Below are 25,551 nucleotides of genomic sequence, written 5' to 3' on the forward strand. Positions count from 1 at the left end.
GTTTAATGATGCCGAAATCCGTAATTATTCCTGCTGGCAGCAGCGCACCGCTGGCCCCCTTCGTTCCCGGCACGCTGGCTGATGGCGTGGTGTATGTCTCCGGCACGCTGGCTTTTGATCAACATAATAACGTGCTGTTTGCCGATGACCCAAAGGCGCAAACCCGCCACGTTCTGGAGACCATCCGCAAGGTTATCGAGACGGCGGGTGGCACGATGGCGGACGTGACCTTCAACAGCATCTTTATTACCGACTGGAAAAATTACGCCGCGATTAACGAAATCTACGCCGAGTTTTTCCCGGGTGACAAACCGGCGCGATTCTGCATTCAGTGCGGACTGGTAAAGCCTGACGCGCTGGTGGAAATCGCCACGATTGCGCATATCGCTAAGTGAGGTGGCGATGAAACTTTCACTCTCACCTCCCCCTTATGCTGATGCGCCCGTAGTGGTATTGATTTCGGGTCTTGGCGGCAGCGGCAATTACTGGTTGCCGCAACTGGCGGTGCTGGAGCAGGAGTATCAGGTAGTCTGTTACGACCAGCGCGGTACCGGAAATAATCCAGATACGCTGGCGGAAGACTACAGTTTGGCGCAGATGGCAGAGGAACTGCATCAGGCGCTGATGAGTGTGGGGATTGAGCGTTATGCGGTGATCGGCCATGCGCTCGGGGCGCTGGTGGGAATGCAGCTGGCGCTAGATTATCCCGCATCGGTCACTGCACTGGTCAGCGTTAACGGCTGGCTACGAATAAACGCCCGTACCCGCCGCTGTTTTCAGGTTCGCGAACGATTACTGCATAGCGGCGGCGCGCAGGCATGGGTGGAAGCGCAGCCGTTGTTCCTCTACCCCGCCGACTGGATGGCGGCCCGCGCCCCTCGCCTTGAAGCGGAGGACGCGCTGGCACTGGCGCATTTTCAGGGCAAAAACAATTTACTGCGTCGACTTAACGCCCTCAAACGTGCTGACTTTAGTCGCCATACGGATCGCATCCGCTGCCCGGTGCAAATCATCTGCGCCAGTGATGATCTGCTCGTGCCATCAGCATGTTCCAGTGAACTTCATGCCGCCCTGCCCGATAGCCAGAAAATGGTGATGCGCTATGGCGGACACGCCTGCAACGTGACTGATCCCGAAACGTTTAATGCTCTGTTACTCAACGGGCTTGCCAGCCTGTTACATCATCGTGAAGCCGCCTGTAAGGAATTGCTATGAACGAAGCCGTTAGCCCTGGTGCGCTTAGCACCCTGTTTACCGACGCCCGAACTCACAACGGCTGGCGGGAGACACCCGTCAGCGATGAGACGTTACGGGAGATTTATGCCCTGATGAAATGGGGGCCAACGTCAGCCAACTGTTCTCCGGCGCGCATCGTATTTATCCGCACTGCAGAAGCAAAAGAACGTCTGCGCCCGGCGCTTTCCAGCGGCAATCTGCAAAAAACCCTGACCGCGCCCGTCACTGCTATCGTCGCCTGGGATAGCGAATTTTATGAACGGTTACCGCAACTGTTTCCCCACGGCGATGCCCGCAGTTGGTTTACCTCCAGCCCAAAACTTGCTGAAGAAACGGCGTTTCGCAACAGTTCCATGCAGGCGGCCTATCTGATCGTCGCCTGCCGGGCGCTGGGGCTGGATACCGGCCCGATGTCCGGCTTTGACCGTCAACACGTGGACGACGCCTTTTTTACGGGCAGCACGCTGAAGAGCAATCTGCTGATTAATATCGGCTATGGCGATAGCAGCAAGCTTCATGCGCGCCTGCCACGTCTGTCCTTTGAAGAAGCCTGCGGGCTGTTGTAAGGAGCAAACTATGAACATTGTCGATCAACAAACTTTTCGCGATGCGATGTCCTGCATGGGCGCGGCGGTCAATATCATCACCACGGACGGTCCAGCCGGGCGCGCCGGGTTCACCGCCAGCGCCGTCTGCAGCGTGACCGATACGCCGCCCACATTACTGGTGTGCCTGAATCGTGGGGCGTCCGTCTGGCCGGTATTCAATGAAAATCGAACGCTGTGTGTAAATACACTTAGCGCCGGGCAGGAGCCGCTTTCAAACCTTTTTGGCGGCAAAACGCCCATGGAACACCGCTTTGCCGCCGCCCGCTGGCAGACTGGTGTGACCGGATGCCCGCAACTGGAAGAAGCACTGGTTTCGTTTGACTGCCGTATCAGCCAGGTGGTGAGCGTCGGCACCCACGACATTCTGTTTTGCGCCATCGAAGCGATTCATCGTCACGCCACCCCCTACGGGCTGGTGTGGTTTGATCGCAGTTATCACGCGCTGATGCGCCCTGCTTGTTAACCTCCTTAAGGAGACAGCTGATGGCAATGTTCGGTTTTCCTCACTGGCAGTTAAAATCGACCTCTACAGAGAGCGGCGTGGTCGCGCCGGATGAACGATTGCCGTTTGCTCAGACGGCAATAATGGGCGTTCAACACGCGGTGGCGATGTTTGGCGCGACGGTGTTAATGCCGATTCTGATGGGGCTGGATCCCAACCTTTCCATTTTAATGTCGGGGATCGGCACGTTACTGTTTTTCTTTATTACCGGCGGGCGCGTCCCCAGTTATCTCGGTTCCAGCGCGGCTTTTGTCGGCGTGGTGATCGCCGCGACGGGCTTTAATGGTCAGGGAATTAATCCGAATATCAGCATCGCGCTGGGCGGGATTATCGCCTGTGGGCTGGTTTATACCGTCATTGGCCTGGTGGTGATGAAAATCGGTACGCGCTGGATTGAACGACTAATGCCGCCGGTTGTGACGGGTGCGGTGGTGATGGCGATTGGCCTGAACTTAGCGCCTATCGCAGTGAAAAATGTATCGGCTTCGGCCTTTGATAGCTGGATGGCGGTAATGACGGTGCTGTGTATTGGGCTGGTGGCGGTGTTTACCCGTGGCATGATCCAGCGGTTATTGATTCTCGTAGGCTTAATTGTCGCTTGTCTGATTTATGGTGTGATGACCAACGTTTTAGGGCTGGGAAAAGCCGTCGATTTTACACTCGTTAGCCATGCTGCCTGGTTCGGTCTGCCACATATCTCCACTCCTGGTTTTAATGGTCAGGCAATGATGCTGATTGCGCCCGTGGCGGTTATTCTGGTGGCGGAAAACTTAGGTCATCTCAAGGCGGTCGCCGGGATGACCGGACGCAATATGGATCCATATATGGGGCGGGCATTCGTAGGCGATGGGCTGGCAACAATGCTTTCGGGTTCTGTCGGCGGTAGCGGCGTAACCACCTATGCTGAAAATATCGGTGTAATGGCCGTGACCAAAGTCTACTCGACGCTGGTGTTTGTTGCTGCTGCCGTCATCGCCTTGCTGTTGGGCTTTTCGCCGAAATTTGGCGCGCTGATCCATACCATTCCTGCACCGGTGATTGGTGGTGCTTCAATTGTTGTGTTCGGGCTGATTGCCGTCGCAGGCGCACGGATCTGGGTACAAAACCGTGTGGATTTAAGCCAGAACGGTAATTTGATTATGGTCGCAGTAACCTTAGTGCTGGGTGCGGGTGATTTTGCTCTCACACTGGGCGGTTTTACGTTGGGAGGGATCGGTACAGCAACCTTTGGCGCGATTTTACTCAATGCTTTGTTAAGCAGAAGGTTGGTTGACGTTCCTCCGCCAGAAGTTGTTCATCAGGAACCATAAACAGAAAACCGCCGGGATTACCGGCGGTGCAGATTGTTGACAACGTGCGCATTGTTCATGCCGGATGCGGCGTAAACGCCTTATCCGGCCTACAAAACAGTGCAAATTCAATATATTGCAATCTTCTGGTAGGCCTGATAAGCATCGCGCATCAGGCAAGCTTACATTTGTCATCAGTATCAACCGCCGGGGTAACCGGCGGTGATGGCTTTTTGACGAGCGACAGACAAAAATGCATTCGTCATTGATTAGCCCGGCTAGTTGTCGCTTTTACCGTGACTGCTCTTGCCACCTTTTTTACCTGCTTCAGATGCGCGCTGCGGGTCATTTTTGAAATTACCCCCGCTGTGCTGTCCACCTTTTTTACCTGCTTCTGATGCTCTTTCGCGGTCTTCTGCAAAATTGCCGGAACCGCCTCGATGGTTTGCCATTACTGACCTCCGTCTGGGTATAGACATCATATTGCATAGAATTAACGCGGCGTATGGCGGCTGCCATATTTTCGCTACGTGGGACTAAGCTTAGTGAACTGACGCGGGCAGACCCGCGTTTGGTAATATCCTGCAACAGCTTCTTAGCGAGAATAGATATCATCTCCAATAATTATCTATAAGCCGCTCTTATGATTAAAAAAACGCGATGAGATAAAAATGTGTCATTTTGCGACAAAATTGCGTGCTTGTGAAAGTTGTTATAAATCAAATAAGTGGTTGTGAAATTTGCACTCTGAAAAGGACGTCTTATCTTTAAATAAGTGGTAGCGAATCGCTACGGAATAGAGATAACACGAGGAGTGGTTAGAAATGGCTAAAGTTCTGGTGCTTTATTATTCCATGTACGGACATATTGAAACGATGGCACGCGCAGTTGCTGAAGGTGCAAGCAAAGTGGATGGCGCAGAAGTTGTCGTTAAGCGTGTACCGGAAACCATGCCGCCGCAATTATTTGAAAAAGCAGGCGGTAAAACGCAAACTGCACCGGTTGCAACCCCGCAAGAACTGGCCGATTACGACGCCATTATTTTTGGTACACCTACCCGCTTTGGTAACATGTCCGGTCAAATGCGTACCTTCCTCGACCAGACGGGCGGCCTGTGGGCTTCCGGCGCACTATACGGAAAACTGGCGAGCGTCTTTAGTTCCACCGGTACTGGCGGCGGTCAGGAACAAACCATCACATCCACCTGGACGACCCTTGCGCATCACGGCATGGTGATTGTCCCCATTGGCTACGCAGCGCAGGAATTATTTGACGTTTCACAGGTTCGCGGCGGTACGCCGTACGGCGCAACCACCATCGCAGGCGGTGACGGTTCACGCCAGCCCAGCCAGGAAGAACTGTCTATTGCTCGTTATCAAGGGGAATATGTCGCAGGTCTGGCAGTTAAACTTAACGGCTAATCTTCAACAGGAGGATACGCATGCCAACTCAAGAAGCGAAAGCTCATCACGTCGGTGAATGGGCATCTCTGCGCAATACGTCGCCGGAAATAGCCGAGGCCATTTTCGAAGTCGCCGGGTACGACGAAAAAATGGCGGAAAAGATTTGGGAAGAAGGTAGCGATGAAGTGTTAGTCAAAGCCTTTGCTAAGACCGATAAAGATTCGCTTTTTTGGGGCGAACAGACCATCGAACGTAAAAACGTTTAACCAGCGACTCCCCCGCTTCACGCGGGGGAGTTTTCTGTTATTTCACCGCTTCATTCAATACGCTATCAAACTTATCCATTGGGCAGAAACCATCAGCGTCTATCGGGCAGCCGGTTAATTCCAGCGTCACGCGCTGAGCCGGAGCCTGCAACGTTAACGCATCAGCATTACGCAACTGTTCCGCACTCTGGTACACATATTCAATTTTCATCAAATCGCGATTAGCTTTGTTGTCATGCCAACGCTGGAAAACGATTTTGCCGCCGATGGGCGTGCGTTCGTTCTGGTCATGCAACTGATACGGTTTGAAATCCAGTGCCGTTAACAGAGAGGCAATGTTTGAGTCGTGCCCAACCAGCACCGTGATTTTCGGTGCACTGGCGCGATCTGTCACCAGCGCTTTGTCGATATAACTGACCAGTGGTTTCGCAACATTGCGCGCCACTTCCGGTGAGGTAAACAGGCTATCCTGGTAACCGTTTTTCAGCTTCGACAACACTTTCCACTGTTGGTCAGATTTGATTTCTCCCCACGCCACCTGATCCATCGGGAAACCTTCGTAGTATTGCAAAGTAAACGCATCTACCAGCGAGTTGCCGACTTTCAGCGGCCCGGAAACGCCCGGTTCTTGTTGATACTTCGCGCTAAAGGTGTTTTTTCCATCTACAAGCGAACACTGTTGCTTCTCTTTACAGGCAGGAGAATCTTTATAGTTAACGATTTTTTCCAGTAGCTTGTAGCTGTCGGTAAGCTGGAGTTTGCCGAGCTCTTTCTCCATTGCCGCCACCGCCTGTTCACTGAATGCGGCGGAATCATCGGTGATCACTGGGTTAAAGGTTGGGTCCATGGTGCCCATTTTTTCCTGGTGGTGGACTGGAATGTCACACCCAGGGAATGCGCCAGTAATAAAGAACTGCGCGGTTGCGACGGTACGTTGCAGGCTGTTGGCATAGGCATAAACGGTGTCCGGCGGCGGGCATTCCCCCGAATTCACCATCCCCTGCTCTGCCAGCCACTCACGCATATAGTGGCCCATATACACTTCCAGCACACCGCCTTTGGTGGTGAGCTGCCCACCGGGGACGTCCCATTCTGGCCATTTATTCGGTGTGGATTGTTCCAGCACACTGCCATTGTTCGCCAGCGGCGCACGTAAGTTATGGCGGCTCATCATGAGCACTTGCTGCAACTGATAGCCTTCCGGTACGGTTTGTGCCTGAGCATTTGAAGCGAGTAAAACTATCCCTGCCACAGCTGCGGCGATTAGCGTTTTGTTCATTCCTGGCACCTCTTTTGTTATCAATCACCAAAGAGTGTGACAGAAATATGACATTTTTCCGGGAACAGGTTCGCAAAATGGCTTGTTGAGTGCCTGTTATCTATATTTGTCATTAAAAAAAGGCAAGATTTGACGCAACCTATGCATGATTGGCCCCTGCCTCGTGTACGCCGTTGATGATTTCACCATGGGCTAGACAGAATATCACCGACGTTATCGATACAGGGGCAATATTTACTAGTAAAAAGAGAATGTGAGACTAATAAAAACTATTTTAGCACATGTCTTTATCATTAGATGGCATAACGATTTAAATAGTCCAGTTGCGCTTTCATTTCCTTATGGTTTAACTGGTATGACTGAGCAAAAAGTTCAGTAGGGAGGTAAACGTCATAATGATTGCCAGTATTCATTAAATAACCATACTCAAGATCTTCATCCGTTGAAAAGGATTCACTTCCCAAGGAGATTGATCCCACATTACAGGCAACAATAAACAATGAACAAATGCTATCTGAAAGCACAGCAAGGAAATTCTTCACCGCTTTAACCTTTTCCGGAGAGTCGGTATTTAAAACAAGCGAACCCTTGTTATCATTAAATATAAACTCGGGTAAATGCAATATGCATCTTTCGTCATTCAAGCAACTACCAATGAATTCTTTTTTAAACTTAATAAAATTCGACGCTAAAGAATTACCCATATCCTGAATTTGGTTGTCAGAATGCAGATCAACGCCAAATAATGTCTTAATATCTTCCCTGAGATTAAAGAATGCTGCATCAACAAAAGACTCAATCACTTGTTTATCAACAATTTTAATAAATTCGTCGTATACTTCTTTTTGCGTCTTTTGACTGCCAAGCGCCCATGAATAATCAACGTGTTTTATAACCAGTATGGCTCTTAACAGACAATATCCATCGCCATCTACAGGCGCGTATTTTAATTTATGTGCTTGATTAATTTCACTCTGAATAAAAGATATACCAGACAAATCAATACCAGTAACTGAATCATATATTCCCGGCGTATTTATCCGTTTTGGCTGGACACTCGTAATTTCATCATCATCAAAGCAATACTCAGAAAAAACATCATTACACTCATTTAAGATATCAACATATGCTATAAATTTATACCAACAGCTACTTTTAAAGCCTGCAATAGCCTGTGAAAACATACCCGGCAAGGATATATTAACAAGCTCTCTTTCTTGAAAATATTGTATAGTATAGGTAATGCCTCCTGAATCCCCTGAATAAGTGTTTGTATCATGAGTACGTAATGTTTTCATAAATGAAGATAAATCATTATCATTTTGCATTTCCTCTAATTCTGTTTCTAGTGATTCACACACCAGGCATGAAATATTTTCTTCTTTCCGCATGATTTCATTGTACAACCGCATAAAACACTCTAGTTTTTGTTCAAAAAGCGTGATTGAACATTTTTGATTTTCTTCGCGCCTGGTTTTTATATCGGCCCAGGCTGTTTTCAAATAATTATTAGCACTGCAACTTACTCCATGTATATTACTACCCATATATAGCGCCTATAAAATTTAATAAATAATGACGTCCTAGTTAAGCTTAAAGTGCCTGATTTAACTATCAAAAATCGCTCACTCTTTTACCTGTTTAAACTATGCTCAGCAATCCATCTTGACGCCACCTCCTCTCCACGATGATTTCAATAACATATTCTGTGTTGGCATATGAAATTTTGAGGATTACCCTACACTTATAGGAGTTACCTTACAGGGGTTCCTTCAATTTGTGTTGATTTACGCGAGATAACGCTATGGAACTAAAGGATTATTACGCCATCATGGGCGTGAAACCGACGGACGATCTCAAGACAATCAAGACCGCCTATCGTCGACTGGCCCGCAAATACCATCCTGATGTCAGCAAAGAACCGGATGCCGAAGCCCGCTTCAAAGAGGTCGCTGAAGCCTGGGAAGTGTTGAGTGATGAACAACGTCGCGCTGAGTATGATCAGATGTGGCAACATCGCAACGATCCGCAATTTAGCCGTCAGTTCCAGCATGGAGACGGTCAGAGTTTTAACGCCGAAGATTTTGACGATATCTTCTCGTCAATTTTCGGTCAGCATGCCCGCCAGAGCCGTCAACGTCCCGCCACCCGCGGCCACGATATTGAAATCGAAGTGGCGGTATTCCTGGAAGAAACGCTTACTGAGCACAAGCGTACCATCAGCTATAACCTGCCGGTTTATAACGCCTTTGGCATGATCGAACAGGAAATCCCGAAAACGCTGAATGTGAAGATCCCGGCGGGCGTCGGCAATGGTCAACGCATCCGCCTGAAAGGCCAGGGAACGCCGGGCGAAAATGGCGGCCCAAATGGCGATTTGTGGCTGGTGATTCATATTGCGCCGCATCCATTGTTTGATATTGTCGGCCAGGATCTGGAAATTGTGGTGCCGGTTAGCCCGTGGGAAGCGGCGCTGGGTGCTAAAGTCACCGTTCCAACACTGAAAGAAAGCATTTTGCTAACTATCCCGCCGGGCAGTCAGGCCGGACAACGATTACGCGTTAAAGGCAAAGGCCTGGTGAGCAAAAAACAGACCGGCGATCTGTATGCGGTACTGAAAATCGTGATGCCGCCGAAACCGGATGAAAATACGGCCGCGCTGTGGCAGCAACTGGCAGACGCCCAGTCGTCTTTTGATCCACGTAAAGATTGGGGGAAAGCATGATGGCTAATGTTACGGTGACTTTTACTATTACCGAATTTTGCCTACATACCGGCATCTCTGAAGAGGAATTGAATGAAATTGTCGGTTTGGGGGTGGTTGAACCGCGGGAGCGCCTGGAAACAACCTGGGTATTTGACGACCATGCCGCCATTGTGGTGCAACGTGCGGTACGCCTGCGTCATGAACTGGCTCTGGACTGGCCGGGGATCGCGGTGGCGCTGACGTTAATGGATGATATTGCGCACCTGAAGCAGGAAAACCGCTTGCTGCGCCAGCGGCTTTCCCGGTTTGTAGCTCATCCGTGAGTTTGTTGCCTGATGCGACGCTTAACGCGTCTTATCAGGCCTACAAAGCGCACTGTCCCCGTAGGCCGGATAAGGTTCATGCCGCATCCGACGGATCTGCCTTAATGTCTAATGCGACGCTCAACGCGTCTTATCTGGCCTACAAACGGCATTATCTGTTTTGGTTGTCGCACTCCACTAACGCCAGCAATAACTGGCTTAGTGCCGCGTAAAAACCAAAGCTATCATACTGATGGCAACGCGCCGCAAACTCCGGTAACCATTGCCGCAGCGCCGTCAGTGTTTTTTGCCGCAAACTGTCGATTCTTCGCGCAGGGATAGTTTCCTCACCCAGCGAAAAATACAGATGACTGAGCAATTCGAGATAGATCGCCAGATGATCTGCCGGTTCGTTGAAATTGCCGCTGGTTTCCATCCCTGCCTCAACTAACAAGCGTTTAATCTCTTGCTCGTCCTGTTTGTAGGCCGATGCATACGGCAACGCCGCTTGTTTGTCGGTCATCAGAAATAGGCCGCAAAAGTCAGCGGCCAGTTCCAGACGGGCGGCGTCACGCACTGTCAGAGCGGCAATTTTAGTTTCCAGCTCGTTTACCGCCGCTGTGAGCGGCGGTTCACTTTTCAGCAAAGAAAACCATTCAGCCATCTGCGCACTGGCGATTTGCGTCAGTTGTTCATCGTCCAGTTCACGGGAGAACAACTGCGCCAGCCAGGCGTAGACACAGGCAATCTGTTGTGCTGTCAGCATGGTCATGATTTCACCTGCGACGCGGGAACATATTCGCACTGCGCCACCATCTCAACGGGGCCATTAAACGCCGTCACTTGTTCCACTGTTCCGTTGTACTTCTCAATTTCCACCAGCGTGGTATGCGCACTGGTCGCCTGCGCCAGCTGCGAAGTACCGATGTCAATGGTCAACACGTTGGGGTTACCGTATTTGCACAGCGCACCAGGCTCACCGCCTTTATCTGGATCGTACCATGCCCCTTCGTGAATTCGTGCCACGCCGGGTGCATAGCGGTCAGAAACCACTGCTCCAGCCAACACCTGACCACGAGCGTTAAAGACGCGCACCACATCACCGTTACGAATACCGCGCGCACTGGCATCCTGCGGGCTAATAAATACTGGCTCTTTGCCCGCTACCGTATATTGCTGACGCAACGTTTCTGATTCACATAACTGCGAGTGAAGTCGGAAATCCGGATGCACAGATTGCAGATGCAACGGATACTTCTGCGAGCCGGGCCCGCCGTGGGAGCGTTCGATTTTCTCAAACCACATCGGATGCCCCTGACAATCGTCGTAGTTCATATCAGCGATGGTTTTCGAGTAGATCTCAATCAGGCCACTCGGCGTGCCCAGCGGTTCGAGATCCGGATCTTCGCGGAATGCCTGGTGGCGAACAAACATCTGCGGATGGTCAAACTCGACGTACTCTTTGTTATTCCAGAAGTCATCAAACGCTGGCAGATGAACGCCGCGTCCTTTGCCCTGTTGTACACCTTCCTGCCAGATGCGTTTCAGCCAGCCCATTTCGTCCAGCCCTTCGGTAAAGGCTTCTTCGCGATTAAAGCGGCGGCACAGCTCGCGGAAAATATCAAAGTCGTTGCGCGCCTCGAACTGCGGCGGCACGACCTGTTTCATGGCGATAATGCCACGGTTGGAGTGGTTGCCATACTGGTCGAGATCGTTACGCTCAAACTGCGTGGTCGCAGGCAGTACGATATCGGCAAAGCGGCAGGTTGAGGTCCACTGATTATCTATAGCGATAACCGTTTCCAGCTTGCGCCAGCCTTCGATAATGCGGTTAATCTGCTGATGACGATGTAACGGGTTAGTTCCGGCAAAAATACACATTTTCAGCGGCGGCAGTTTTACCGATTTACCATTCCAGTTGATCACTTTTCCCGGTTCGAGGATCGCATCGACAAAACGGGCAATCGGAATAGTGCTGCTATAGCCTTGGTAGTCGCTGTTGTCGTGAACAGGAGGAATCGACGTAGAGCCGGAGAAACCACTCAGAATAACGCCTTTACGCCCCGGCGTGCCTGCGCCGTTATAGTGCCAGCCAAAACCAAAGCCACCACCCGGCAGGCCAATTTGCCCCAGCATCGCCGCCAGAACCACAATCATCCACGCCCACTGTTCACCGTGCTGCATACGCTGTACGCACCAGCCAGCAATAATCTGCGTTCTGTTCGCCGCCATCTGCCGTGCCAGAGCACGAATGGTTTCGGCATCAATGCCGGTCAGTTTTTCAGCCCATGCGGCATCTTTCGGCTGACCGTCTTTCTCGCCCAGCAGATAGGGCAGAAACTGCTCAAAGCCCACGCAGTAGTTAGCGAGGAAGTTTTTGTCGTACAGGTTTTCGCTGTACAACGTATGCGCCAGCGCCAGTTGCAGCGGCACGTCAGTTTGCGGGTTAACCGCAATGTGTTTCACATGCTCGCGCCCCAGATACTCATGAGTGGATGTAACAACCGGATCGATGCTGATGACCTGAATTTCACCGGCGGCGACTTTCGCTTTCAACTGCGCGTAATATTCATAAACATCGTGATCCGGGCACCACCAGTTCGCTTGCTGGTTTTTCAGCAAATCGGAGCCCCACAGCACAATGGTTTTGCTGTTCTGCAATACCAGCGGCCAGGAGGTTTGCTGTTCATACACTTCCATTGAGCCAACTACACGCGGCAGGATCACCTGCGCAGCCCCGGTAGAGTAATCTCCGCCCGTACCCACGCTATTACCATGTAAGGCAATCGCTTTCGCCAGCATCCCCGAAGCGTTATGGAACATCCCCGTCGATTGCCAACCACTGGCGGTCAACAAGGCACTCGGCCCGTGAGTTTTCTGTACGCGTTCCAGTTCTTCATAGAACATGTCGAGGGCTTCATCCCAGCTCACGCGCACAAAACGGTTATCACCGCGCTGGGAGGTGTCGCTGAGATGGCGCTTACGTAGCCAGTCCACGCGTACCATCGGATAACGAATACGCGCCGCGTTGTGTACGTGGTCCGGCAATCCGGCGATCATTTTCGACGGATATTTATCCAGTTCGAACGGTTTTGCCGCCACAAAGCGACCATCCTTCACCGTCGCGCGGATAGCCCCCCAGTGCGACCCGGTCAGAATGCCCTCTTTCGAGGTGACAGCCTCAGTCGCCGCTTGCGCCGCTGTCGCACGGCGCGGCGTTAACAGTGACGGTCCCAGCATCCCGGCGACAGTTAAGCCGCCGAGTTGTGCCAGAAAACGTCGACGTGATGCCTGAAAGAGATCGTTATTGTTCATTATTTTTCTTCCTTCTTATCGCCGTGAGCCTTACCTGCGGTATCAGACGCATTCATTTGCAGATATTTCAGCAAGGTGCGTTCTTCACGTTTATCGAGGCTGGTAAAGCCAATCATGCCGTTGAGCGTGCCAATCCAACCATTAGCGTCAAAGTGGGCGATTTCCGGTGCGCCGTGGCATTGATTACAGGTGCCGTTGTACAGCGAATCCGCATAAGCCCAGATCGGTTTGATATCGTTCACCATGTCGCCTTTCTTCATCCACGCGGTGGCCTGCAATTTGCTCCACTCGGTATTGGTGTCGGCAACGGTGGTTTTCTCCAGCGTTTTCACCTGCTGCTGAACATCGCCACGAATCGAGGCAACAAAGATGCGTTTGCCAGGGAACTGGGTGAGTACACGCTGACGTCCTGCGCTTTCCGTCCAGCCAGTGATTTCAATTTGCAGCCAGTCGCCGTCACGTTTAAGGACTTTCACTTCCGAAGCAGGCAGCAGAGAACCAGACGCTTCTTTATCGCCTTTCGCCGCATAAATTGGCTTAATATCAATGGAGTACAGCGTATCACCACTATCATTTGCACTGCCGCGCAGCTCATCGAATTGCTTACGGAAGCCGCTACTCATATCCGGCAACTGGTGGGCAATACCTTTATGACAGTCGATGCAGGATTGATTATCTTTCGCTGCCACCTTCATCTGACGTGCCGCTTCAGGATGCTGCTTCGCATGATCCATCGCGTCGTAGTTATGGCAGGAGCGACAGGTTGCCGAGTTGTTTTCTTTCATTCGCGCCCATTCACGCTCGGCAAGTTCCGCGCGTTTGGCTTCGAATTTCTCAGGTGTATCAATGGAGTGGGCAATAAAGGTCTGGTAGATGTCGTTGCTCGCTTCCAGTTTACGCTTCACCATGCCTGGAATATCCGGCGGGATATGGCAGTCATGGCATTCAGCTCGCACGCCGGAGGCGTTCTGGAAATGCACCGACTGTTTATATTCTTCATACACCGGTTGCATACTGTGGCAACTGACACAAAATTCGGTTGTGCTGGTGACTTTGATCCCCACGTGAGGTAACACAATCAGCGCAATGCCAATCACAATCCCAATAGCGACCAGCGCCAGTACCGACCAACGAGCACTGGGTCGGCGTAACGCGTTCCAGAGTTTCCGCATAATAGCCCCTGTAAAATTATGGTTTAGTGAAGCGATCTTAATGAGCAAATATGAACAGCGGCACTGGTCAGGATGAACGGCTTACGGCAGAATATGAACAGATATGAACAGAATGAGTAAAACTCTCTGATGCCACATCACATTGTTATTGTTGAAGATGAGCCGGTTACCCAAGCGCGATTACAAACCTACTTCACTCAGGAGGGGTATACGGTTTCCGTTACGGCGAGCGGTGCCGGGCTGCGTGAAATTATGCAAAACCAGCCAGTGGATTTAATTCTGCTGGATATCAATTTGCCCGATGAAAATGGCCTGATGTTAACCCGCGCCCTGCGGGAACGTTCGACGGTGGGTATTATTCTGGTTACCGGACGCAGCGATCGGATTGACCGTATTGTTGGGCTGGAAATGGGCGCAGACGATTACGTCACCAAACCGCTGGAACTGCGCGAACTGGTGGTACGGGTGAAAAATCTGCTCTGGCGAATCGACCTCGCGCGACAAGCTCAACCGCTCACTCAGGACAACTGCTATCGCTTTGCCGGTTATTGCCTGAATGTGTCGCGCCATACGCTGGAGATTGATGGCGAACCGATTAAACTAACCCGCGCAGAGTATGAAATGTTGGTGGCATTTGTGACCAATCCGGGCGAAATTCTCAGCCGTGAACGTCTGCTGCGTATGCTTTCTGCGCGCCGGGTGGAAAATCCCGACCTGCGCACCGTCGATGTGTTAATTCGTCGTTTACGTCATAAACTCAGCGCGGATTTACTGGTGACACAACATGGCGAAGGTTATTTCTTAGCCGCTGATGTGTGCTGATAAAAATAGACCGGACGAAATCCCCCTGGTGACAGCGAGCGGCGGATATGTTCGCGGTCGGCATTTTTCGGCGTCAGGACTAAAATCGGTGGGCTGACATTATCAGACACCGATTGCCCCTGTAATTGCCTGATGGCCTGTTCGACGGCCAGTTCCCCCTGCCAGACCATTTGATCGCTGGCAGCCATAATCACTCTTCCCCGCTTCAACCCGCGATACACCTGATGTGAAAGATAAAACGACACCACGGTAAGCGGCGTTTTCAGGTTACGCCCTTCACCCATTGCCGCCTCTGCCGCAATCGCCGTTCCGGCCACAACGTCGATTTCTGGATGGCGCTCCAACATCTCCTGCAACAGGTTACGCTGGATTTCAATATCGTTGTCGCCGAGCGCAATATCGACAATACGCACCGGGCTTCCGGCAATGGCGGCGCGGAAACCCTCTACCATCTCCTTACTGCCCCCGGCGTTATCGGGGCCGGGCATCAACAGCACGTTAAGTGGTTTTCCGTGGCTCCATTGCACCAGATATCGCCCTGGTTGATAGCCCATCTGAAACCACGGCACACCAACGCGGCTTTTCACTTGGGGAGCATCAATAGCATTTACCAGTTCGATCACCGGAAGACTTGCTACCTGCTTTTGCAGGTCGGGAAATGACGTCGTGCTACTTCCGAGCAAGATGGCCTCTGCGCCCCACTGTTTACACTGGTCGATTTGTGCTTGCTGGGTAGCCAACTGGCTGTAGCCGCCTGCCTCCAGCACTTTTAAATCCACACCGTAGCGGCGAGCAGCCTCCTGCATACCATAGTTCAACGATAACCAGTATGAATCTTTCAGGCTGGGATAAAGCGCGCACAGTTTCCATGAACGTTTGGCTTTAAGCGGTGTAGAGGGTTGCACCGAGAAATGCTGCGCATCATGCCAGCGCAACAAGTTATCAGCCGAAAATCCAGGCAACATGAAAAGGGAAAGAAGTAACAATAGCAGTACGCGCATGATAGCCTCATCAATAATAAGGCTTTATGCTAGATGCATTCCGCTTTGCGACTCAACCTTTTTCACCTTAAGTACACTGACCGTGAATTTAACCCTGACCCGAAGACTCTGGATGGGCTTTGCCCTGATGGCGCTGTTAACCCTGACCAGTACCCTGGTGGGATGGTACAACCTGCGCTTTATCAGCCAGGTGGAAAAAGACAATACTCAGGCATTGATTCCTACCATGAATATGGCGCGCCAGTTGAGCGAAGCCAGCGCCTGGGAACTTTTCGCCGCGCAGAACCTGACCAGTGCCGATAACGAAAAGATGTGGCAGGCGCAGGGGCGAATGCTCACCGCACAAAGCCTGAAGATTAACGCGTTGCTGCAAGCGTTACGGGAACAAGGTTTTGATACCACCGCTATTGAACAACAGGAGCAGGAGATCTCCCGTTCGTTACGTCAACAAGGGGAACTGGTGGGGCAGCGTTTGCAACTGCGCCAGCAACAACAGCAACTCAGCCAGCAGATAGTCGCTGCTGCCGATGAGATCGCACGCCTGGCACAAGGTCAGGCGAATAATGCGGCAACCTCCGCCGGAGCGACCCAGGCTGGGATTTACGATTTGATCGAACAACATCAGCGTCAGGCTGCTGAAAGTGCACTCGATCGGCTGATTGATATCGATCTTGAGTATGTTAACCAGATGAATGAACTGCGCCTTAGCGCCCTGCGGGTGCAGCAAATGGTGATGAATCTGGGGCTGGAACAGATCCAGAAAAATGCGCCAACGCTGGAAAAGCAGCTCAATAATGCGGTGAAAATTCTGCAACGTCGGCAAATACGCATTGAAGATCCGGGAGTTCGTGCTCAGGTCGCAACAACGTTAACTTCCGTTAGCCAATATAGCGATTTGCTGGCGCTGTATCAGCAGGACAGTGAAATCAGCAATCACCTGCAAACTCTCGCCCAAAATAACATCGCCCAGTTCGCACAGTTTAGTAGCGAAGTCAGTCAACTGGTCGACACCATTGAGCTGCGTAATCAGCATGGCCTGGCGCATCTGGAAAAAGCCAGTGCACGCGGGCAATACAGCCTGTTATTGCTGGGGATAGTTTCTCTTTGCGCACTGATTCTGATCCTCTGGCGCGTGGTTTATCGCTCAGTCACGCGTCCCCTTGCCGAACAAACGCAGGCGCTGCAACGACTGCTGGACGGTGATATCAACTCCCCTTTCCCGGAAACCGCTGGCGTGCGGGAGCTGGACACCATCGGGCGGCTGATGGATGCGTTTCGCAGCAGTGTTCATGCACTGAATCGCCACCGCGAACAGCTGGCGGCGCAGGTCAAAGCGCGTACAGCTGAATTGCAGGAGCTGGTGATAGAACACCGACAGGCACGGGCGGAAGCAGAAAAAGCCAGCCAGGCAAAATCGGCGTTTCTGGCGGCGATGAGCCATGAGATCCGCACACCGCTGTACGGTATTCTCGGCACCGCGCAACTGCTGGCAGATAACCCCGCACTTAATGCCCAGCGTGATGATTTGCGGGCAATTACTGACTCTGGTGAATCGTTGCTGACCATCCTCAACGATATTCTCGATTATTCGGCTATCGAAGCAGGCGGCAAGAATGTTTCGGTCAGCGATGAGCCCTTTGAACCGCGCCCGCTGCTGGAAAGTACCCTGCAATTAATGAGCGGACGGGTGAAAGGTCGTCCGATTCGCCTGGTAACTGAAATTGCCGACGATGTACCGACTGCGTTAATGGGCGATCCGCGGCGTATTCGTCAGGTTATAACCAACCTGTTGAGCAACGCCCTGCGTTTCACCGACGAAGGGCACATTATCCTGCGTAGTCGCACTGATGGCGAACAATGGCTGGTCGAAGTGGAAGACAGCGGCTGCGGTATTGATCCCTCGAAACTGGCTGAAATCTTCCAGCCATTTGTTCAGGTTAGCGGCAAACGCGGCGGCACCGGGCTGGGGCTGACTATCAGTAGCCGTCTGGCCCAGGCGATGGGCGGCGAACTCAGCGCCACCAGCACGCCGGAGGTTGGAAGCTGTTTTTGTTTACGCTTGCCGTTACGTATTGCCACGGCACCCGTGCCAAAAACAGTCAATCAGGCGGTGCATCTGGACGGTTTACGTTTGCTGTTAATTGAAGATAACCCGCTAACCCAGCGAATTACCGTTGAGATGCTGAACAACAGTGGTGCGCAGGTCGTTGCTGTTGGCAATGCCGCGCACGCGATAGAGACGTTGCAAAATAGCGAACCGTTTGCTGCCGCACTGGTGGATTTTGATCTGCCGGATATCGACGGTATTACCCTTGCCCGACAACTGGTACAGCAATATCCGTCGCTGGTTTTGATTGGCTTTAGCGCCCATGTCATCGACGAAACGTTGCGCCAGCGTACCAGTTCGCTATTTCACGGGATTATCCCTAAACCGGTGCCGCGTGAAGTACTCGGTCAGTTACTGGCGCACTATCTTCAACTGCAAACCAGTAACGATCAACCGCTGGATGTATCGCAACTCAATGAAGATGCTCAGTTGATGGGGACGGAGAAGATCCACGAATGGCTGACATTATTTAAACAACATGCCCTGCCGCTTCTCGATGACATCGACATTGCCCGCACCAGTCAGGAAAGCGAGAAAATAAAGCGTGCCGCACATCAGCTAAAAAGCAGTTGCTCGAGTCTGGGAATGCGTAGCGCCAGCCAGCTATGCGCACAACTGGAGCAGCAGCCATTATCTGCCCCCCTTCCACACGAAGAAATTACACGCAGTGTTGCCGCTCTGGAAGCATGGTTGAATAAGAAAGACCTGAACGCGATTTGAATCAATATCAGCCAGTTAAGAACAACTAGAATAGTGGCATTTGGTATGCAACTTAACGGACTGGCAAAATCATGGCAGAGAAAAGAAGAACCCGCTGGCAGCGGCGGCCAGGCACGACGGGCGGCAAATTACCGTGGAATGACTGGCGCAATGCCACGACCTGGCGTAAAGCGACGCAATTATTACTGTTGGCAATTAATATTTATATTGCCATCACGTTCTGGTATTGGGTGCGCTATTACGAAACGGCAGGTAGTACGACATTTGTCGCCAGGCCAGGAGGCATCGAAGGCTGGCTACCGATTGCCGGTCTGATGAATCTGAAATATAGCCTTGCAACAGGCCAGTTACCGTCCGTCCACGCCGCCGCGATGCTGTTATTGGTCGCTTTTATCGTCATCAGTCTATTACTAAAAAAGGCCTTTTGTTCATGGTTATGCCCGGTTGGTACGCTTTCTGAATTAATCGGCGATCTCGGTAACAAACTGTTTGGTCGGCAATTTGTCCTTCCCCGCTGTCTGGATATTCCTCTGCGCGGCGTGAAGTATTTGCTGTTGAGTTTTTTTCTCTATATCGCGTTATTGATGCCCGCTCAGGCTATTCACTATTTTATGTTGTCGCCCTACAGCGTGGTGATGGACGTTAAAATGCTCGATTTCTTTCGTCATATGGGGACCGCGACATTAATCAGCGTGACCGTTTTGCTGATTGTCAGTCTGTTTATTCGCCATGCCTGGTGTCGTTATCTTTGCCCCTATGGCGCGCTGATGGGCGTGGTTTCGCTATTGTCGCCGTTTAAGATTCGTCGCAATGCCGAAAGTTGTATCGACTGTGGCAAATGCGCAAAAAATTGCCCATCGCGGATCCCAGTCGATAAATTAATTCAGGTACGAACCGTGGAATGTACCGGTTGTATGACTTGCGTAGAGTCATGTCCGGTAGCCTCAACATTGACCTTTTCACTGCAAAAACCTGCGGCAAATAAAAAAGCCTTTGCGTTGTCTGGCTGGTTAATGACGCTACTGGTTCTGGGGATTATGTTTGCGGTGATTGGTTACGCAATGTATGCGGGAGTATGGCAAAGCCCGGTGCCGGAGGAATTGTACCGACGCTTAATTCCGCAAGCGCCAATGATTGGTCACTAAATTAGCAACAAGCGGAACATCACCTCGCACGGGGTGATGTTCACAAAATCACATTATTTTGATTTTGACATCATAGCTTTCAAGCCCGGTCATTTTTTCTCGTGCGGTGAAGCGAATTTCAGAGACTTCTTTCCCTGTATTCTTGTTCAGCTCGGCGATTTTTTGCGCGATAAAGTCAGCGATTTCCGTTTCGGCTTGTTTTTTTAACTCTTCAATATTCACTGTTAACCTCTTCTGGTCTTAAAAGACAGCAACACGCCAGTAAGGTGTTGGTTCCCGGTACCCTGGTCAGGTAAGAAATGTTATAAGCCATCTCCCCTAAAGATTCAATAATCAACAGGTTATCGCTTACTATACATACAGTGCTGAAGAAAAATAAGGCAGATATAAAAAAGGCTCCACGAGGGAGCCTGATCTTATTTTGTGAAATCCAGCGGCGCATGGTCAGTGCGTATTTGCAGCGCGACGTTATCAAAGGTGATCATCGTCGATTTACAAAAAATACACTTTGCCCCTAAAGGATTTCGCTCCGTCACATCGAATGCCGATGTGCGGTACTGTGAACCATGACAACATGGACAGCGGAAATGGAGATGTTGAGTAATAACGGCAACCTTAGAGCGTAACAACGTTCGCTGCCGCGGGACCACGTTGCCCCTGCTCAATAGAAAATTCAACTTTCTGATTTTCGTTCAGCGTGCGGAATTCATTGCTCTGGATGGCGGTGAAATGGACGAAAACGTCTTTGCTGCCATCATCAGGAGTGATAAAGCCAAAACCTTTATCTGCGTTAAACCATTTTACTAAACCAGTCATTTTATTAGACATATTTTACTTCCTTCATTTTGGGCCTTTCGGCAAACAGGGCTTTAATACAGAAACTACTTAGTGTTCAGGAGAGAGACTCAAAAGAAGGGGATAATGCCTGATAATGAGAACTGCTTTAGTAAACTACTTTGTATGCTGTCTGTCTTTCAAACCGACGCAGCTATTAACGCATGATAATTGAGATTAAGCAATTTTTATTTTAGCCGTCCGGCGGTCTTAAATATCGCTGGCTTTATTTTATTAACCCCGTATAGTGCAGCGCAGTATTTTCAGTAAGGAATTTGTTTGTCCCGTAAAATGACAGGAATTGTCAAAACCTTTGATCGCAAAAGCGGCAAAGGATTCATTATCCCCTCCGACGGTCGTAAAGAAGTCCAGGTCCATATTTCCGCATTCACTCCCCGCGACGCAGAAGTGCTTATACCAGGATTACGCGTGGAATTTTGCCGCGTAAATGGCCTACGCGGACCAACAGCGGCAAATGTTTATCTCTCTTAAGATGACGCAGCTTGTTTAAAGCTGGCTGTTTTTATTAAAAAAGCTCAATAGTCAACATCGCACATTATAACAAAAGTTACTTTCACCCCAGAAAACAAATCCATTTGGCCGAATATCTCTGCACCTAATAGTTATAAATGCCACTTAACAGTCAATCATAGTACCGTTTGAAACTATATCACCAACAATAGTTAATAGCTTTCTTAACAATTTTCTTATCTTTAATTTGTATTTTTCTAAGATTTATCTTATGCTCACAAGTCGTATTTCCAGAGGGAAATCGTTAACAATCTTATATTTCTCTCTGCGCGCCTTTCCCACTCGCGGTATATAGTACCGACGGTATGCGGAAAGGGAGATTTCACAAGGATGTTATACTCAAAGTAGACAATCCTGATCTCAAGCGTACGTATTGTCCATGCGATGAATAAAGGAAAAGTTATGAAACACAAGCTTTCTGCAATCCTTATGGCCTTCATGTTGACGACGCCAGCTGCGTTTGCTGCACCAGAAGCAGCAAACGGGACCGAGGCAACGACGGGTACTACTGGCACCACAACGACCACTACTGGTGCCACTACGACTGCTGCTACCACCGGTGGCGTAGCTGCTGGCGCGGTCGGCACGGCGACGGTTGTCGGTGTGGCAACGGCTGTTGGTGCAGCGACTTTGGCAGTAGTTGCAGCAAATGACAGTGGCGATGGCGGTTCTCATAACACCTCAACCACCACGTCCACTACGCGCTAATACTGCTTTAGCGCGTCAAAATTAAAGTTAAATGATACCCGGTTGCGATATTCGTACCGGGCTTTAGAGATTTGCATTTTTTTAATTAACCTTTCAAGGATTAAAGGTGCGCCCTCTTATTTTATCGATTTTCGCACTATTTCTTGCGGGATGTACACACAGCCAGCAAAGTATGGTCGATACATTTCGCGCCAGCCTTTTCGATAATCAGGATATCACCGTAGCGGATCAGCAGATCCAGGCGTTGCCTTATTCCACGATGTATTTACGCCTTAATGAAGGGCAACGAATCTTTGTGGTACTGGGATATATAGAACAAGAACAAAGCAAATGGTTATCCCAGGATAACGCCATGCTGGTTACCCACAATGGACGTCTTTTAAAAACCGTCAAACTTAATAATAATCTGCTGGAAGTGACAAATTCCGGGCAGGACCCTCTGCGTAACGCGCTGGCAATAAAAGACGGCAGCCGCTGGACGCGCGATATTCTCTGGAGTGAAGACAATCATTTTCGCTCTGCGACCCTGAGTTCCACTTTTTCCTTTGCTGGATTAGAGACGCTGAATATTGCGGGTCGCGATGTGCTGTGTAATGTCTGGCAGGAAGAGGTGACTTCCACGCTGCCAGAAAAACAGTGGCAAAACACATTCTGGGTCGATTCGGCTACTGGCCAGGTTCGTCAAAGTCGGCAAATGTTAGGCGCAGGGGTTATTCCCGTAGAAATGACGTTTCTTAAACCCGCACCATGAATAAATTACAGTCGTATTTCATTGCCAGCGTACTTTACGTAATGACACCCCATGCCTTTGCGCAAGGAACGGTGACTATTTATCTGCCTGGCGAACAACAGCCCCTTTCCGTTGGCCCCGTGGAGAATGTTGTCCAGTTGGTGACACAACCGCAACTGCGCGATCGCCTCTGGTGGCCTGGAGTCTTGCTGACCGACTCCGCGGCGAAAGCTAAAGCGCTTAAAGACTACCAACATGTCATGGCACAGCTTGCTTCCTGGGAAGCAGAAGCTGACGACGATGTGGCGGCAACGATTAAATCCGTGCGCCAGCAGTTACTCAATCTCAATATCACTGGTCGCTTACCGGTCAAACTGGACCCTGATTTTGTACGAGTGGATGAGAACAGCAATCCCCCGCTGGTCGGGGACTATACGCTCTATACCGTACAGCGTCCGGTGACTATTACTCTGCTGGGTGCGGTTTCTGGGGCTGGGCAATTGCCCTGGCAGGCAGGCCGTAGCGTTACCGATTATCTGCAAGATCACCCCCGCCTTGCAGGCGCGGACAAGAATAACGTTATGGTGATTACGCCTGAGGGTGAGACTGTCGTCGCCCCTGTTGCCCTGTGGAATAAAAGACATGTGGAACCACCGCCTGGCAGCCAGCTTTGGTTGGGCTTTTCTGCGCATGTACTGCCCGAAAAATATGCTGATTTAAATGACCAGATTGTGTCTGTTTTAACGCAACGTGTTCCTGACTGATGAAGAAGAACTCTTATCTTTTAAGCTGCCTGGCCATTGCCGTCTCCAGTGCCTGTCATGCTGAAGTATTAACCTACCCGGATCCGCTGGGGTCGTCGCAATCAGACTTTGGCGGCACAGGATTGTTGCAGATGCCAAATGCGCGCATCGCACCGGAAGGTGAATTCAGCGTCAACTACCGGGATAACGATCAATACCGTTTCTACTCCACGTCCGTGGCGCTGTTCCCATGGCTGGAAGGCACCATTCGTTATACGGATGTGCGCACACGCAAATATAGCCAGTGGGAAGATTTCAGCGGCGATCAGTCATACAAAGACAAATCTTTCGATTTTAAACTTCGCCTGTGGGAAGAAGGTTACTGGCTACCGCAAGTGGCGTTTGGTAAACGTGATATTGCTGGTACGGGTCTGTTTGACGGTGAATATTTGGTGGCCAGCAAGCAAGCGGGGCCATTTGATTTCACCCTCGGGATGGCATGGGGCTACGCCGGTAATGCGGGCAATATTACCAACCCGTTTTGCCGGGTGAGCGATAAATATTGTCATCGTGCAGAGTCTCACGATGCGGGCGATATCAGCTTTAGCGATATCTTTCGTGGCCCGGCGTCCATCTTTGGCGGCATTGAGTATCAAACGCCGTGGAATCCCCTGCGTCTGAAACTCGAATACGACGGCAACAATTACCAGAATGATTTCGCTGGCAAACTGCCTCAGGCAAGCCATTTCAATTTCGGTGCTGTGTATCGTGCTGCCAGCTGGGCAGATCTCAACCTGAGTTATGAACGCGGTAACACGTTGATGTTTGGCTTCACGTTACGGACCAATTTCAACGATCTGCGCCCTGCCCTGCGCGATACGCCAAAACTGGCATATCAACCTGCGCCGGAATCTGAAGGATTGCAGTACACCACAGTAGCGAACCAACTTACCGCGTTGAAGTATAACGCGGGCTTTGACGCGCCAGAAATTCAGCTGCGCGATAAGACGCTATATATGTCTGGTCAGCAATACAAATACCGTGACTCTCGTGAAGCGGTCGATCGTGCCAACCGGATTCTGGTGAATAACCTGCCGCAAGGCGTTGAGAAGATTAGCGTGACGCAAAAGCGCGAGCATATGGCGATGGTGACGACCGAAACCGACGTAGCCAGCCTGCGCAAACAGCTGGCCGGTACAGCGCCTGGTCAATCAGAGCCACTGCAACAACAACGTGTTGAAGCTGAAGATCTTTCTGCCTTTGGTCGGGGCTACCGTATTCGTGAAGATCGCTTTAGCTACTCTTTCAACCCAACACTTTCACAGTCGCTGGGCGGCCCGGAAGATTTCTATATGTTCCAGCTAGGGCTGATGTCCAGCGCCCGCTACTGGTTTACCGACCACCTGCTGCTTGATGGCGGTATTTTCACCAATATTTACAATAACTACGACAAGTTTAAGTCTTCGCTGTTACCCGCGGACTCTACCCTCCCCCGCGTGCGCACGCATATCCGTGATTACGTTCGCAATGACGTTTATCTCAACAACTTACAGGCGAACTATTTTGCCGACTTAGGCAACGGTTTCTATGGCCAGGTGTACGGCGGTTATCTGGAAACGATGTATGCCGGTGTTGGTTCCGAGCTGCTTTATCGCCCGCTCGATGCCAGCTGGGCGCTGGGGGTGGACGTTAACTACGTGAAGCAGCGTGACTGGGACAACATGATGCGCTTCACCGATTATTCCACGCCAACAGGTTTCGTGACGGCTTACTGGAACCCGCCGACGCTCAACGGCGTACTGATGAAACTCAGCGTTGGTCAATATCTGGCAAAAGATAAAGGGGCAACCATCGACGTCGCCAAACGCTTTGACAGCGGTGTGGCAGTAGGAGTATGGGCGGCAATCAGTAACGTATCTAAAGATGACTACGGCGAAGGCGGCTTTAGTAAAGGTTTTTATATCTCGATTCCGTTCGACTTGATGACCATTGGACCTAACCGCAACCGCGCGGTGGTTTCGTGGACACCATTGACGCGTGATGGTGGACAAATGCTGTCACGCAAATACCAGCTCTATCCAATGACGGCAGAGCGAGAAGTACCGGTTGGACAATAACCTGACGTAATTCA

28 protein-coding genes are annotated in these 25,551 nt (G+C 50.8%); 17 read left to right on the plus strand and 11 right to left on the minus strand.

Features of this window, described 5'->3' with window-relative positions:
- Positions 1 to 8 precede the first annotated feature (8 nt).
- From rutC to rutG, 5 genes are read left to right on the plus strand one after another with little or no spacing between them, the layout of a single operon-like run.
- Complete coding sequence (rutC, locus tag FQ015_RS14675) at positions 9 to 395, plus strand: 3-aminoacrylate deaminase (RefSeq protein WP_001126780.1); 387 nt, start codon at positions 9 to 11, stop codon at positions 393 to 395.
- A gap of 7 nt (positions 396 to 402) precedes the next feature.
- Positions 403 to 1,215: a pyrimidine utilization protein D gene (rutD, locus tag FQ015_RS14680; RefSeq protein WP_039021527.1), complete on the plus strand. Its 813-nt coding sequence runs from the start codon at positions 403 to 405 to the stop codon at positions 1,213 to 1,215.
- On the plus strand, positions 1,212 to 1,802 hold the full coding sequence (locus FQ015_RS14685) for a malonic semialdehyde reductase (protein ID WP_039021528.1): 591 nt from the start codon (positions 1,212 to 1,214) through the stop codon (positions 1,800 to 1,802). The genes rutD and FQ015_RS14685 overlap by 4 nt, the downstream gene beginning before the upstream one ends.
- A gap of 10 nt (positions 1,803 to 1,812) precedes the next feature.
- Positions 1,813 to 2,307 (plus strand): NADH-dependent FMN reductase RutF, encoded by a 495-nt coding sequence (rutF, locus tag FQ015_RS14690; protein ID WP_001028095.1) that lies wholly within the window; start codon positions 1,813 to 1,815, stop codon positions 2,305 to 2,307.
- 20 nt (positions 2,308 to 2,327) lie between these two features.
- Complete coding sequence (gene rutG, locus FQ015_RS14695; protein ID WP_039021529.1) at positions 2,328 to 3,656, plus strand: pyrimidine utilization transport protein G; 1,329 nt, start codon at positions 2,328 to 2,330, stop codon at positions 3,654 to 3,656.
- 257 nt (positions 3,657 to 3,913) lie between these two features.
- On the opposite strand, the gene FQ015_RS14700 is transcribed toward rutG, so the two are convergent.
- A complete protein-coding gene (locus FQ015_RS14700; RefSeq protein ID WP_001273658.1) occupies positions 3,914 to 4,087 on the minus strand; it encodes a general stress protein in 174 nt (57 codons plus the stop codon).
- A 372-nt stretch (positions 4,088 to 4,459) separates the two neighbouring features.
- On the opposite strand from FQ015_RS14700, the gene wrbA reads away from it, so the two are divergent.
- Positions 4,460 to 5,056 carry an NAD(P)H:quinone oxidoreductase gene (wrbA, locus tag FQ015_RS14705; RefSeq protein WP_001151437.1) on the plus strand — a complete coding sequence of 199 codons (597 nt, stop codon included), beginning with the start codon at positions 4,460 to 4,462 and terminating at the stop codon, positions 5,054 to 5,056.
- Between the two features lie 20 nt (positions 5,057 to 5,076).
- Positions 5,077 to 5,304 carry a YccJ family protein gene (locus tag FQ015_RS14710; protein ID WP_001143120.1) on the plus strand — a complete coding sequence of 76 codons (228 nt, stop codon included), beginning with the start codon at positions 5,077 to 5,079 and terminating at the stop codon, positions 5,302 to 5,304.
- 37 nt (positions 5,305 to 5,341) lie between these two features.
- Here the strand turns inward: FQ015_RS14710 and agp are convergent, their stop codons facing one another.
- Together agp and FQ015_RS14720 are read right to left on the minus strand one after the other, a co-directional pair.
- The gene (gene agp, locus FQ015_RS14715; RefSeq protein WP_160524210.1) at positions 5,342 to 6,583 is read right to left on the minus strand and encodes a bifunctional glucose-1-phosphatase/inositol phosphatase; all 1,242 of its coding nucleotides are present in this window, start codon (positions 6,581 to 6,583) and stop codon (positions 5,342 to 5,344) included.
- Positions 6,584 to 6,876: 293 nt separating this feature from the next.
- A complete protein-coding gene (locus FQ015_RS14720) occupies positions 6,877 to 8,130 on the minus strand; it encodes a hypothetical protein (RefSeq protein ID WP_000535375.1) in 1,254 nt (417 codons plus the stop codon).
- 257 nt (positions 8,131 to 8,387) lie between these two features.
- On the opposite strand from FQ015_RS14720, the gene cbpA reads away from it, so the two are divergent.
- Entirely contained in the window at positions 8,388 to 9,308 is a 921-nt protein-coding gene (cbpA, locus tag FQ015_RS14725) for a curved DNA-binding protein (protein ID WP_000420641.1), read from the plus strand.
- Entirely contained in the window at positions 9,308 to 9,613 is a 306-nt protein-coding gene (cbpM, locus tag FQ015_RS14730; protein ID WP_000024566.1) for a chaperone modulator CbpM, read from the plus strand. Before cbpA ends, cbpM begins: the two co-directional genes overlap by 1 nt.
- A gap of 151 nt (positions 9,614 to 9,764) precedes the next feature.
- Here cbpM and torD read toward each other — a convergent pair whose 3' ends face one another.
- Genes torD through torC form a run of 3 tightly spaced genes read right to left on the minus strand, consistent with a single transcriptional unit; the run spans position 9,765 to position 14,079 of the window.
- On the minus strand, positions 9,765 to 10,364 hold the full coding sequence (gene torD, locus FQ015_RS14735) for a molecular chaperone TorD (RefSeq protein WP_039021531.1): 600 nt from the start codon (positions 10,362 to 10,364) through the stop codon (positions 9,765 to 9,767).
- A complete protein-coding gene (torA, locus tag FQ015_RS14740; RefSeq protein ID WP_039021532.1) occupies positions 10,361 to 12,907 on the minus strand; it encodes a trimethylamine-N-oxide reductase TorA in 2,547 nt (848 codons plus the stop codon). Before torA ends, torD begins: the two co-directional genes overlap by 4 nt.
- On the minus strand, positions 12,907 to 14,079 hold the full coding sequence (gene torC, locus FQ015_RS14745; protein WP_039021533.1) for a pentaheme c-type cytochrome TorC: 1,173 nt from the start codon (positions 14,077 to 14,079) through the stop codon (positions 12,907 to 12,909). The genes torA and torC overlap by 1 nt, the downstream gene beginning before the upstream one ends.
- Positions 14,080 to 14,208: 129 nt before the next feature.
- Here torC and torR point away from each other — a divergent pair, with 129 nt between their 5' ends.
- The gene (gene torR / locus FQ015_RS14750) at positions 14,209 to 14,901 is read left to right on the plus strand and encodes a two-component system response regulator TorR (protein ID WP_001120130.1); all 693 of its coding nucleotides are present in this window, start codon (positions 14,209 to 14,211) and stop codon (positions 14,899 to 14,901) included.
- Here the strand turns inward: torR and torT are convergent.
- On the minus strand, positions 14,874 to 15,902 hold the full coding sequence (gene torT, locus FQ015_RS14755; protein ID WP_001265010.1) for a TMAO reductase system periplasmic protein TorT: 1,029 nt from the start codon (positions 15,900 to 15,902) through the stop codon (positions 14,874 to 14,876). The genes torR and torT overlap by 28 nt on opposite strands.
- Positions 15,903 to 15,984: 82 nt before the next feature.
- Here torT and torS point away from each other — a divergent pair, with 82 nt between their 5' ends.
- Together torS and FQ015_RS14765 are read left to right on the plus strand one after the other, a co-directional pair.
- Positions 15,985 to 18,729: a TMAO reductase system sensor histidine kinase/response regulator TorS gene (torS, locus tag FQ015_RS14760; RefSeq protein ID WP_160524211.1), complete on the plus strand. Its 2,745-nt coding sequence runs from the start codon at positions 15,985 to 15,987 to the stop codon at positions 18,727 to 18,729.
- Between the two features lie 71 nt (positions 18,730 to 18,800).
- Positions 18,801 to 19,874, plus strand: coding sequence for a 4Fe-4S binding protein (locus FQ015_RS14765; protein ID WP_000818625.1), 1,074 nt, complete (start codon positions 18,801 to 18,803; stop codon positions 19,872 to 19,874).
- 48 nt (positions 19,875 to 19,922) lie between these two features.
- Here FQ015_RS14765 and FQ015_RS14770 read toward each other — a convergent pair whose 3' ends face one another.
- The 4 genes from FQ015_RS14770 to cspG are packed head-to-tail and all read right to left on the minus strand — an operon-like array spanning position 19,923 to position 20,702.
- Positions 19,923 to 20,096, minus strand: a complete 174-nt coding sequence (locus FQ015_RS14770) for a GnsA/GnsB family addiction module toxin (RefSeq protein ID WP_001019197.1) — start codon at positions 20,094 to 20,096, stop codon at positions 19,923 to 19,925.
- A complete protein-coding gene (ymcE, locus tag FQ015_RS14775) occupies positions 20,086 to 20,316 on the minus strand; it encodes a protein YmcE (protein ID WP_039020493.1) in 231 nt (76 codons plus the stop codon). Before ymcE ends, FQ015_RS14770 begins: the two co-directional genes overlap by 11 nt.
- Positions 20,291 to 20,479: a cold shock small protein YmcF gene (gene ymcF / locus FQ015_RS14780; RefSeq protein ID WP_071524879.1), complete on the minus strand. Its 189-nt coding sequence runs from the start codon at positions 20,477 to 20,479 to the stop codon at positions 20,291 to 20,293. Before ymcF ends, ymcE begins: the two co-directional genes overlap by 26 nt.
- A gap of 10 nt (positions 20,480 to 20,489) precedes the next feature.
- Positions 20,490 to 20,702: a cold shock protein CspG gene (gene cspG, locus FQ015_RS14785; protein ID WP_000066490.1), complete on the minus strand. Its 213-nt coding sequence runs from the start codon at positions 20,700 to 20,702 to the stop codon at positions 20,490 to 20,492.
- A gap of 285 nt (positions 20,703 to 20,987) precedes the next feature.
- Between cspG and cspH the strand changes: the two genes are divergently transcribed.
- The 5 genes from cspH to FQ015_RS14810 all read left to right on the plus strand — a co-directional run bounded on the left by cspH (position 20,988) and on the right by FQ015_RS14810 (position 25,537).
- A complete protein-coding gene (cspH, locus tag FQ015_RS14790) occupies positions 20,988 to 21,200 on the plus strand; it encodes a cold shock-like protein CspH (RefSeq protein WP_000087763.1) in 213 nt (70 codons plus the stop codon).
- Between the two features lie 441 nt (positions 21,201 to 21,641).
- Positions 21,642 to 21,947, plus strand: a complete 306-nt coding sequence (locus FQ015_RS14795) for a hypothetical protein (RefSeq protein WP_032302822.1) — start codon at positions 21,642 to 21,644, stop codon at positions 21,945 to 21,947.
- A gap of 106 nt (positions 21,948 to 22,053) precedes the next feature.
- Entirely contained in the window at positions 22,054 to 22,698 is a 645-nt protein-coding gene (gene gfcB / locus FQ015_RS14800) for a lipoprotein GfcB (RefSeq protein WP_001316256.1), read from the plus strand.
- The gene (locus FQ015_RS14805) at positions 22,695 to 23,441 is read left to right on the plus strand and encodes a capsule biosynthesis GfcC family protein (protein ID WP_105271018.1); all 747 of its coding nucleotides are present in this window, start codon (positions 22,695 to 22,697) and stop codon (positions 23,439 to 23,441) included. Before gfcB ends, FQ015_RS14805 begins: the two co-directional genes overlap by 4 nt.
- Positions 23,441 to 25,537: a YjbH domain-containing protein gene (locus FQ015_RS14810; protein WP_105278076.1), complete on the plus strand. Its 2,097-nt coding sequence runs from the start codon at positions 23,441 to 23,443 to the stop codon at positions 25,535 to 25,537. The genes FQ015_RS14805 and FQ015_RS14810 overlap by 1 nt, the downstream gene beginning before the upstream one ends.
- The last annotated feature ends 14 nt before the right edge of the window (positions 25,538 to 25,551 follow it).

The sequence above is a fragment of the Escherichia sp. HH26CH genome, from assembly GCF_009820205.1.
GTDB lineage: Bacteria > Pseudomonadota > Gammaproteobacteria > Enterobacterales > Enterobacteriaceae > Escherichia > Escherichia coli_F.

What these genes read in the sequence shown, in the direction of transcription:
- rutC (WP_001126780.1), top strand. Translation starts at nt 9, where the DNA reads ATGCCGAAATCCGTAATTATTCCTGCTGGCAGCAGCGCACCGCTGGCC.
- rutD (WP_039021527.1), top strand. Translation starts at nt 403, where the DNA reads ATGAAACTTTCACTCTCACCTCCCCCTTATGCTGATGCGCCCGTAGTG.
- FQ015_RS14685 (WP_039021528.1), top strand. Translation starts at nt 1,212, where the DNA reads ATGAACGAAGCCGTTAGCCCTGGTGCGCTTAGCACCCTGTTTACCGAC.
- rutF (WP_001028095.1), top strand. Translation starts at nt 1,813, where the DNA reads ATGAACATTGTCGATCAACAAACTTTTCGCGATGCGATGTCCTGCATG.
- rutG (WP_039021529.1), top strand. Translation starts at nt 2,328, where the DNA reads ATGGCAATGTTCGGTTTTCCTCACTGGCAGTTAAAATCGACCTCTACA.
- FQ015_RS14700 (WP_001273658.1), bottom strand. Translation starts at nt 4,087, where the DNA reads ATGGCAAACCATCGAGGCGGTTCCGGCAATTTTGCAGAAGACCGCGAA.
- wrbA (WP_001151437.1), top strand. Translation starts at nt 4,460, where the DNA reads ATGGCTAAAGTTCTGGTGCTTTATTATTCCATGTACGGACATATTGAA.
- FQ015_RS14710 (WP_001143120.1), top strand. Translation starts at nt 5,077, where the DNA reads ATGCCAACTCAAGAAGCGAAAGCTCATCACGTCGGTGAATGGGCATCT.
- agp (WP_160524210.1), bottom strand. Translation starts at nt 6,583, where the DNA reads ATGAACAAAACGCTAATCGCCGCAGCTGTGGCAGGGATAGTTTTACTC.
- FQ015_RS14720 (WP_000535375.1), bottom strand. Translation starts at nt 8,130, where the DNA reads ATGGGTAGTAATATACATGGAGTAAGTTGCAGTGCTAATAATTATTTG.
- cbpA (WP_000420641.1), top strand. Translation starts at nt 8,388, where the DNA reads ATGGAACTAAAGGATTATTACGCCATCATGGGCGTGAAACCGACGGAC.
- cbpM (WP_000024566.1), top strand. Translation starts at nt 9,308, where the DNA reads ATGGCTAATGTTACGGTGACTTTTACTATTACCGAATTTTGCCTACAT.
- torD (WP_039021531.1), bottom strand. Translation starts at nt 10,364, where the DNA reads ATGACCATGCTGACAGCACAACAGATTGCCTGTGTCTACGCCTGGCTG.
- torA (WP_039021532.1), bottom strand. Translation starts at nt 12,907, where the DNA reads ATGAACAATAACGATCTCTTTCAGGCATCACGTCGACGTTTTCTGGCA.
- torC (WP_039021533.1), bottom strand. Translation starts at nt 14,079, where the DNA reads ATGCGGAAACTCTGGAACGCGTTACGCCGACCCAGTGCTCGTTGGTCG.
- torR (WP_001120130.1), top strand. Translation starts at nt 14,209, where the DNA reads ATGCCACATCACATTGTTATTGTTGAAGATGAGCCGGTTACCCAAGCG.
- torT (WP_001265010.1), bottom strand. Translation starts at nt 15,902, where the DNA reads ATGCGCGTACTGCTATTGTTACTTCTTTCCCTTTTCATGTTGCCTGGA.
- FQ015_RS14765 (WP_000818625.1), top strand. Translation starts at nt 18,801, where the DNA reads ATGGCAGAGAAAAGAAGAACCCGCTGGCAGCGGCGGCCAGGCACGACG.
- ymcE (WP_039020493.1), bottom strand. Translation starts at nt 20,316, where the DNA reads ATGCGCCGCTGGATTTCACAAAATAAGATCAGGCTCCCTCGTGGAGCC.
- cspG (WP_000066490.1), bottom strand. Translation starts at nt 20,702, where the DNA reads ATGTCTAATAAAATGACTGGTTTAGTAAAATGGTTTAACGCAGATAAA.
- FQ015_RS14795 (WP_032302822.1), top strand. Translation starts at nt 21,642, where the DNA reads ATGAAACACAAGCTTTCTGCAATCCTTATGGCCTTCATGTTGACGACG.
- FQ015_RS14805 (WP_105271018.1), top strand. Translation starts at nt 22,695, where the DNA reads ATGAATAAATTACAGTCGTATTTCATTGCCAGCGTACTTTACGTAATG.
- FQ015_RS14810 (WP_105278076.1), top strand. Translation starts at nt 23,441, where the DNA reads ATGAAGAAGAACTCTTATCTTTTAAGCTGCCTGGCCATTGCCGTCTCC.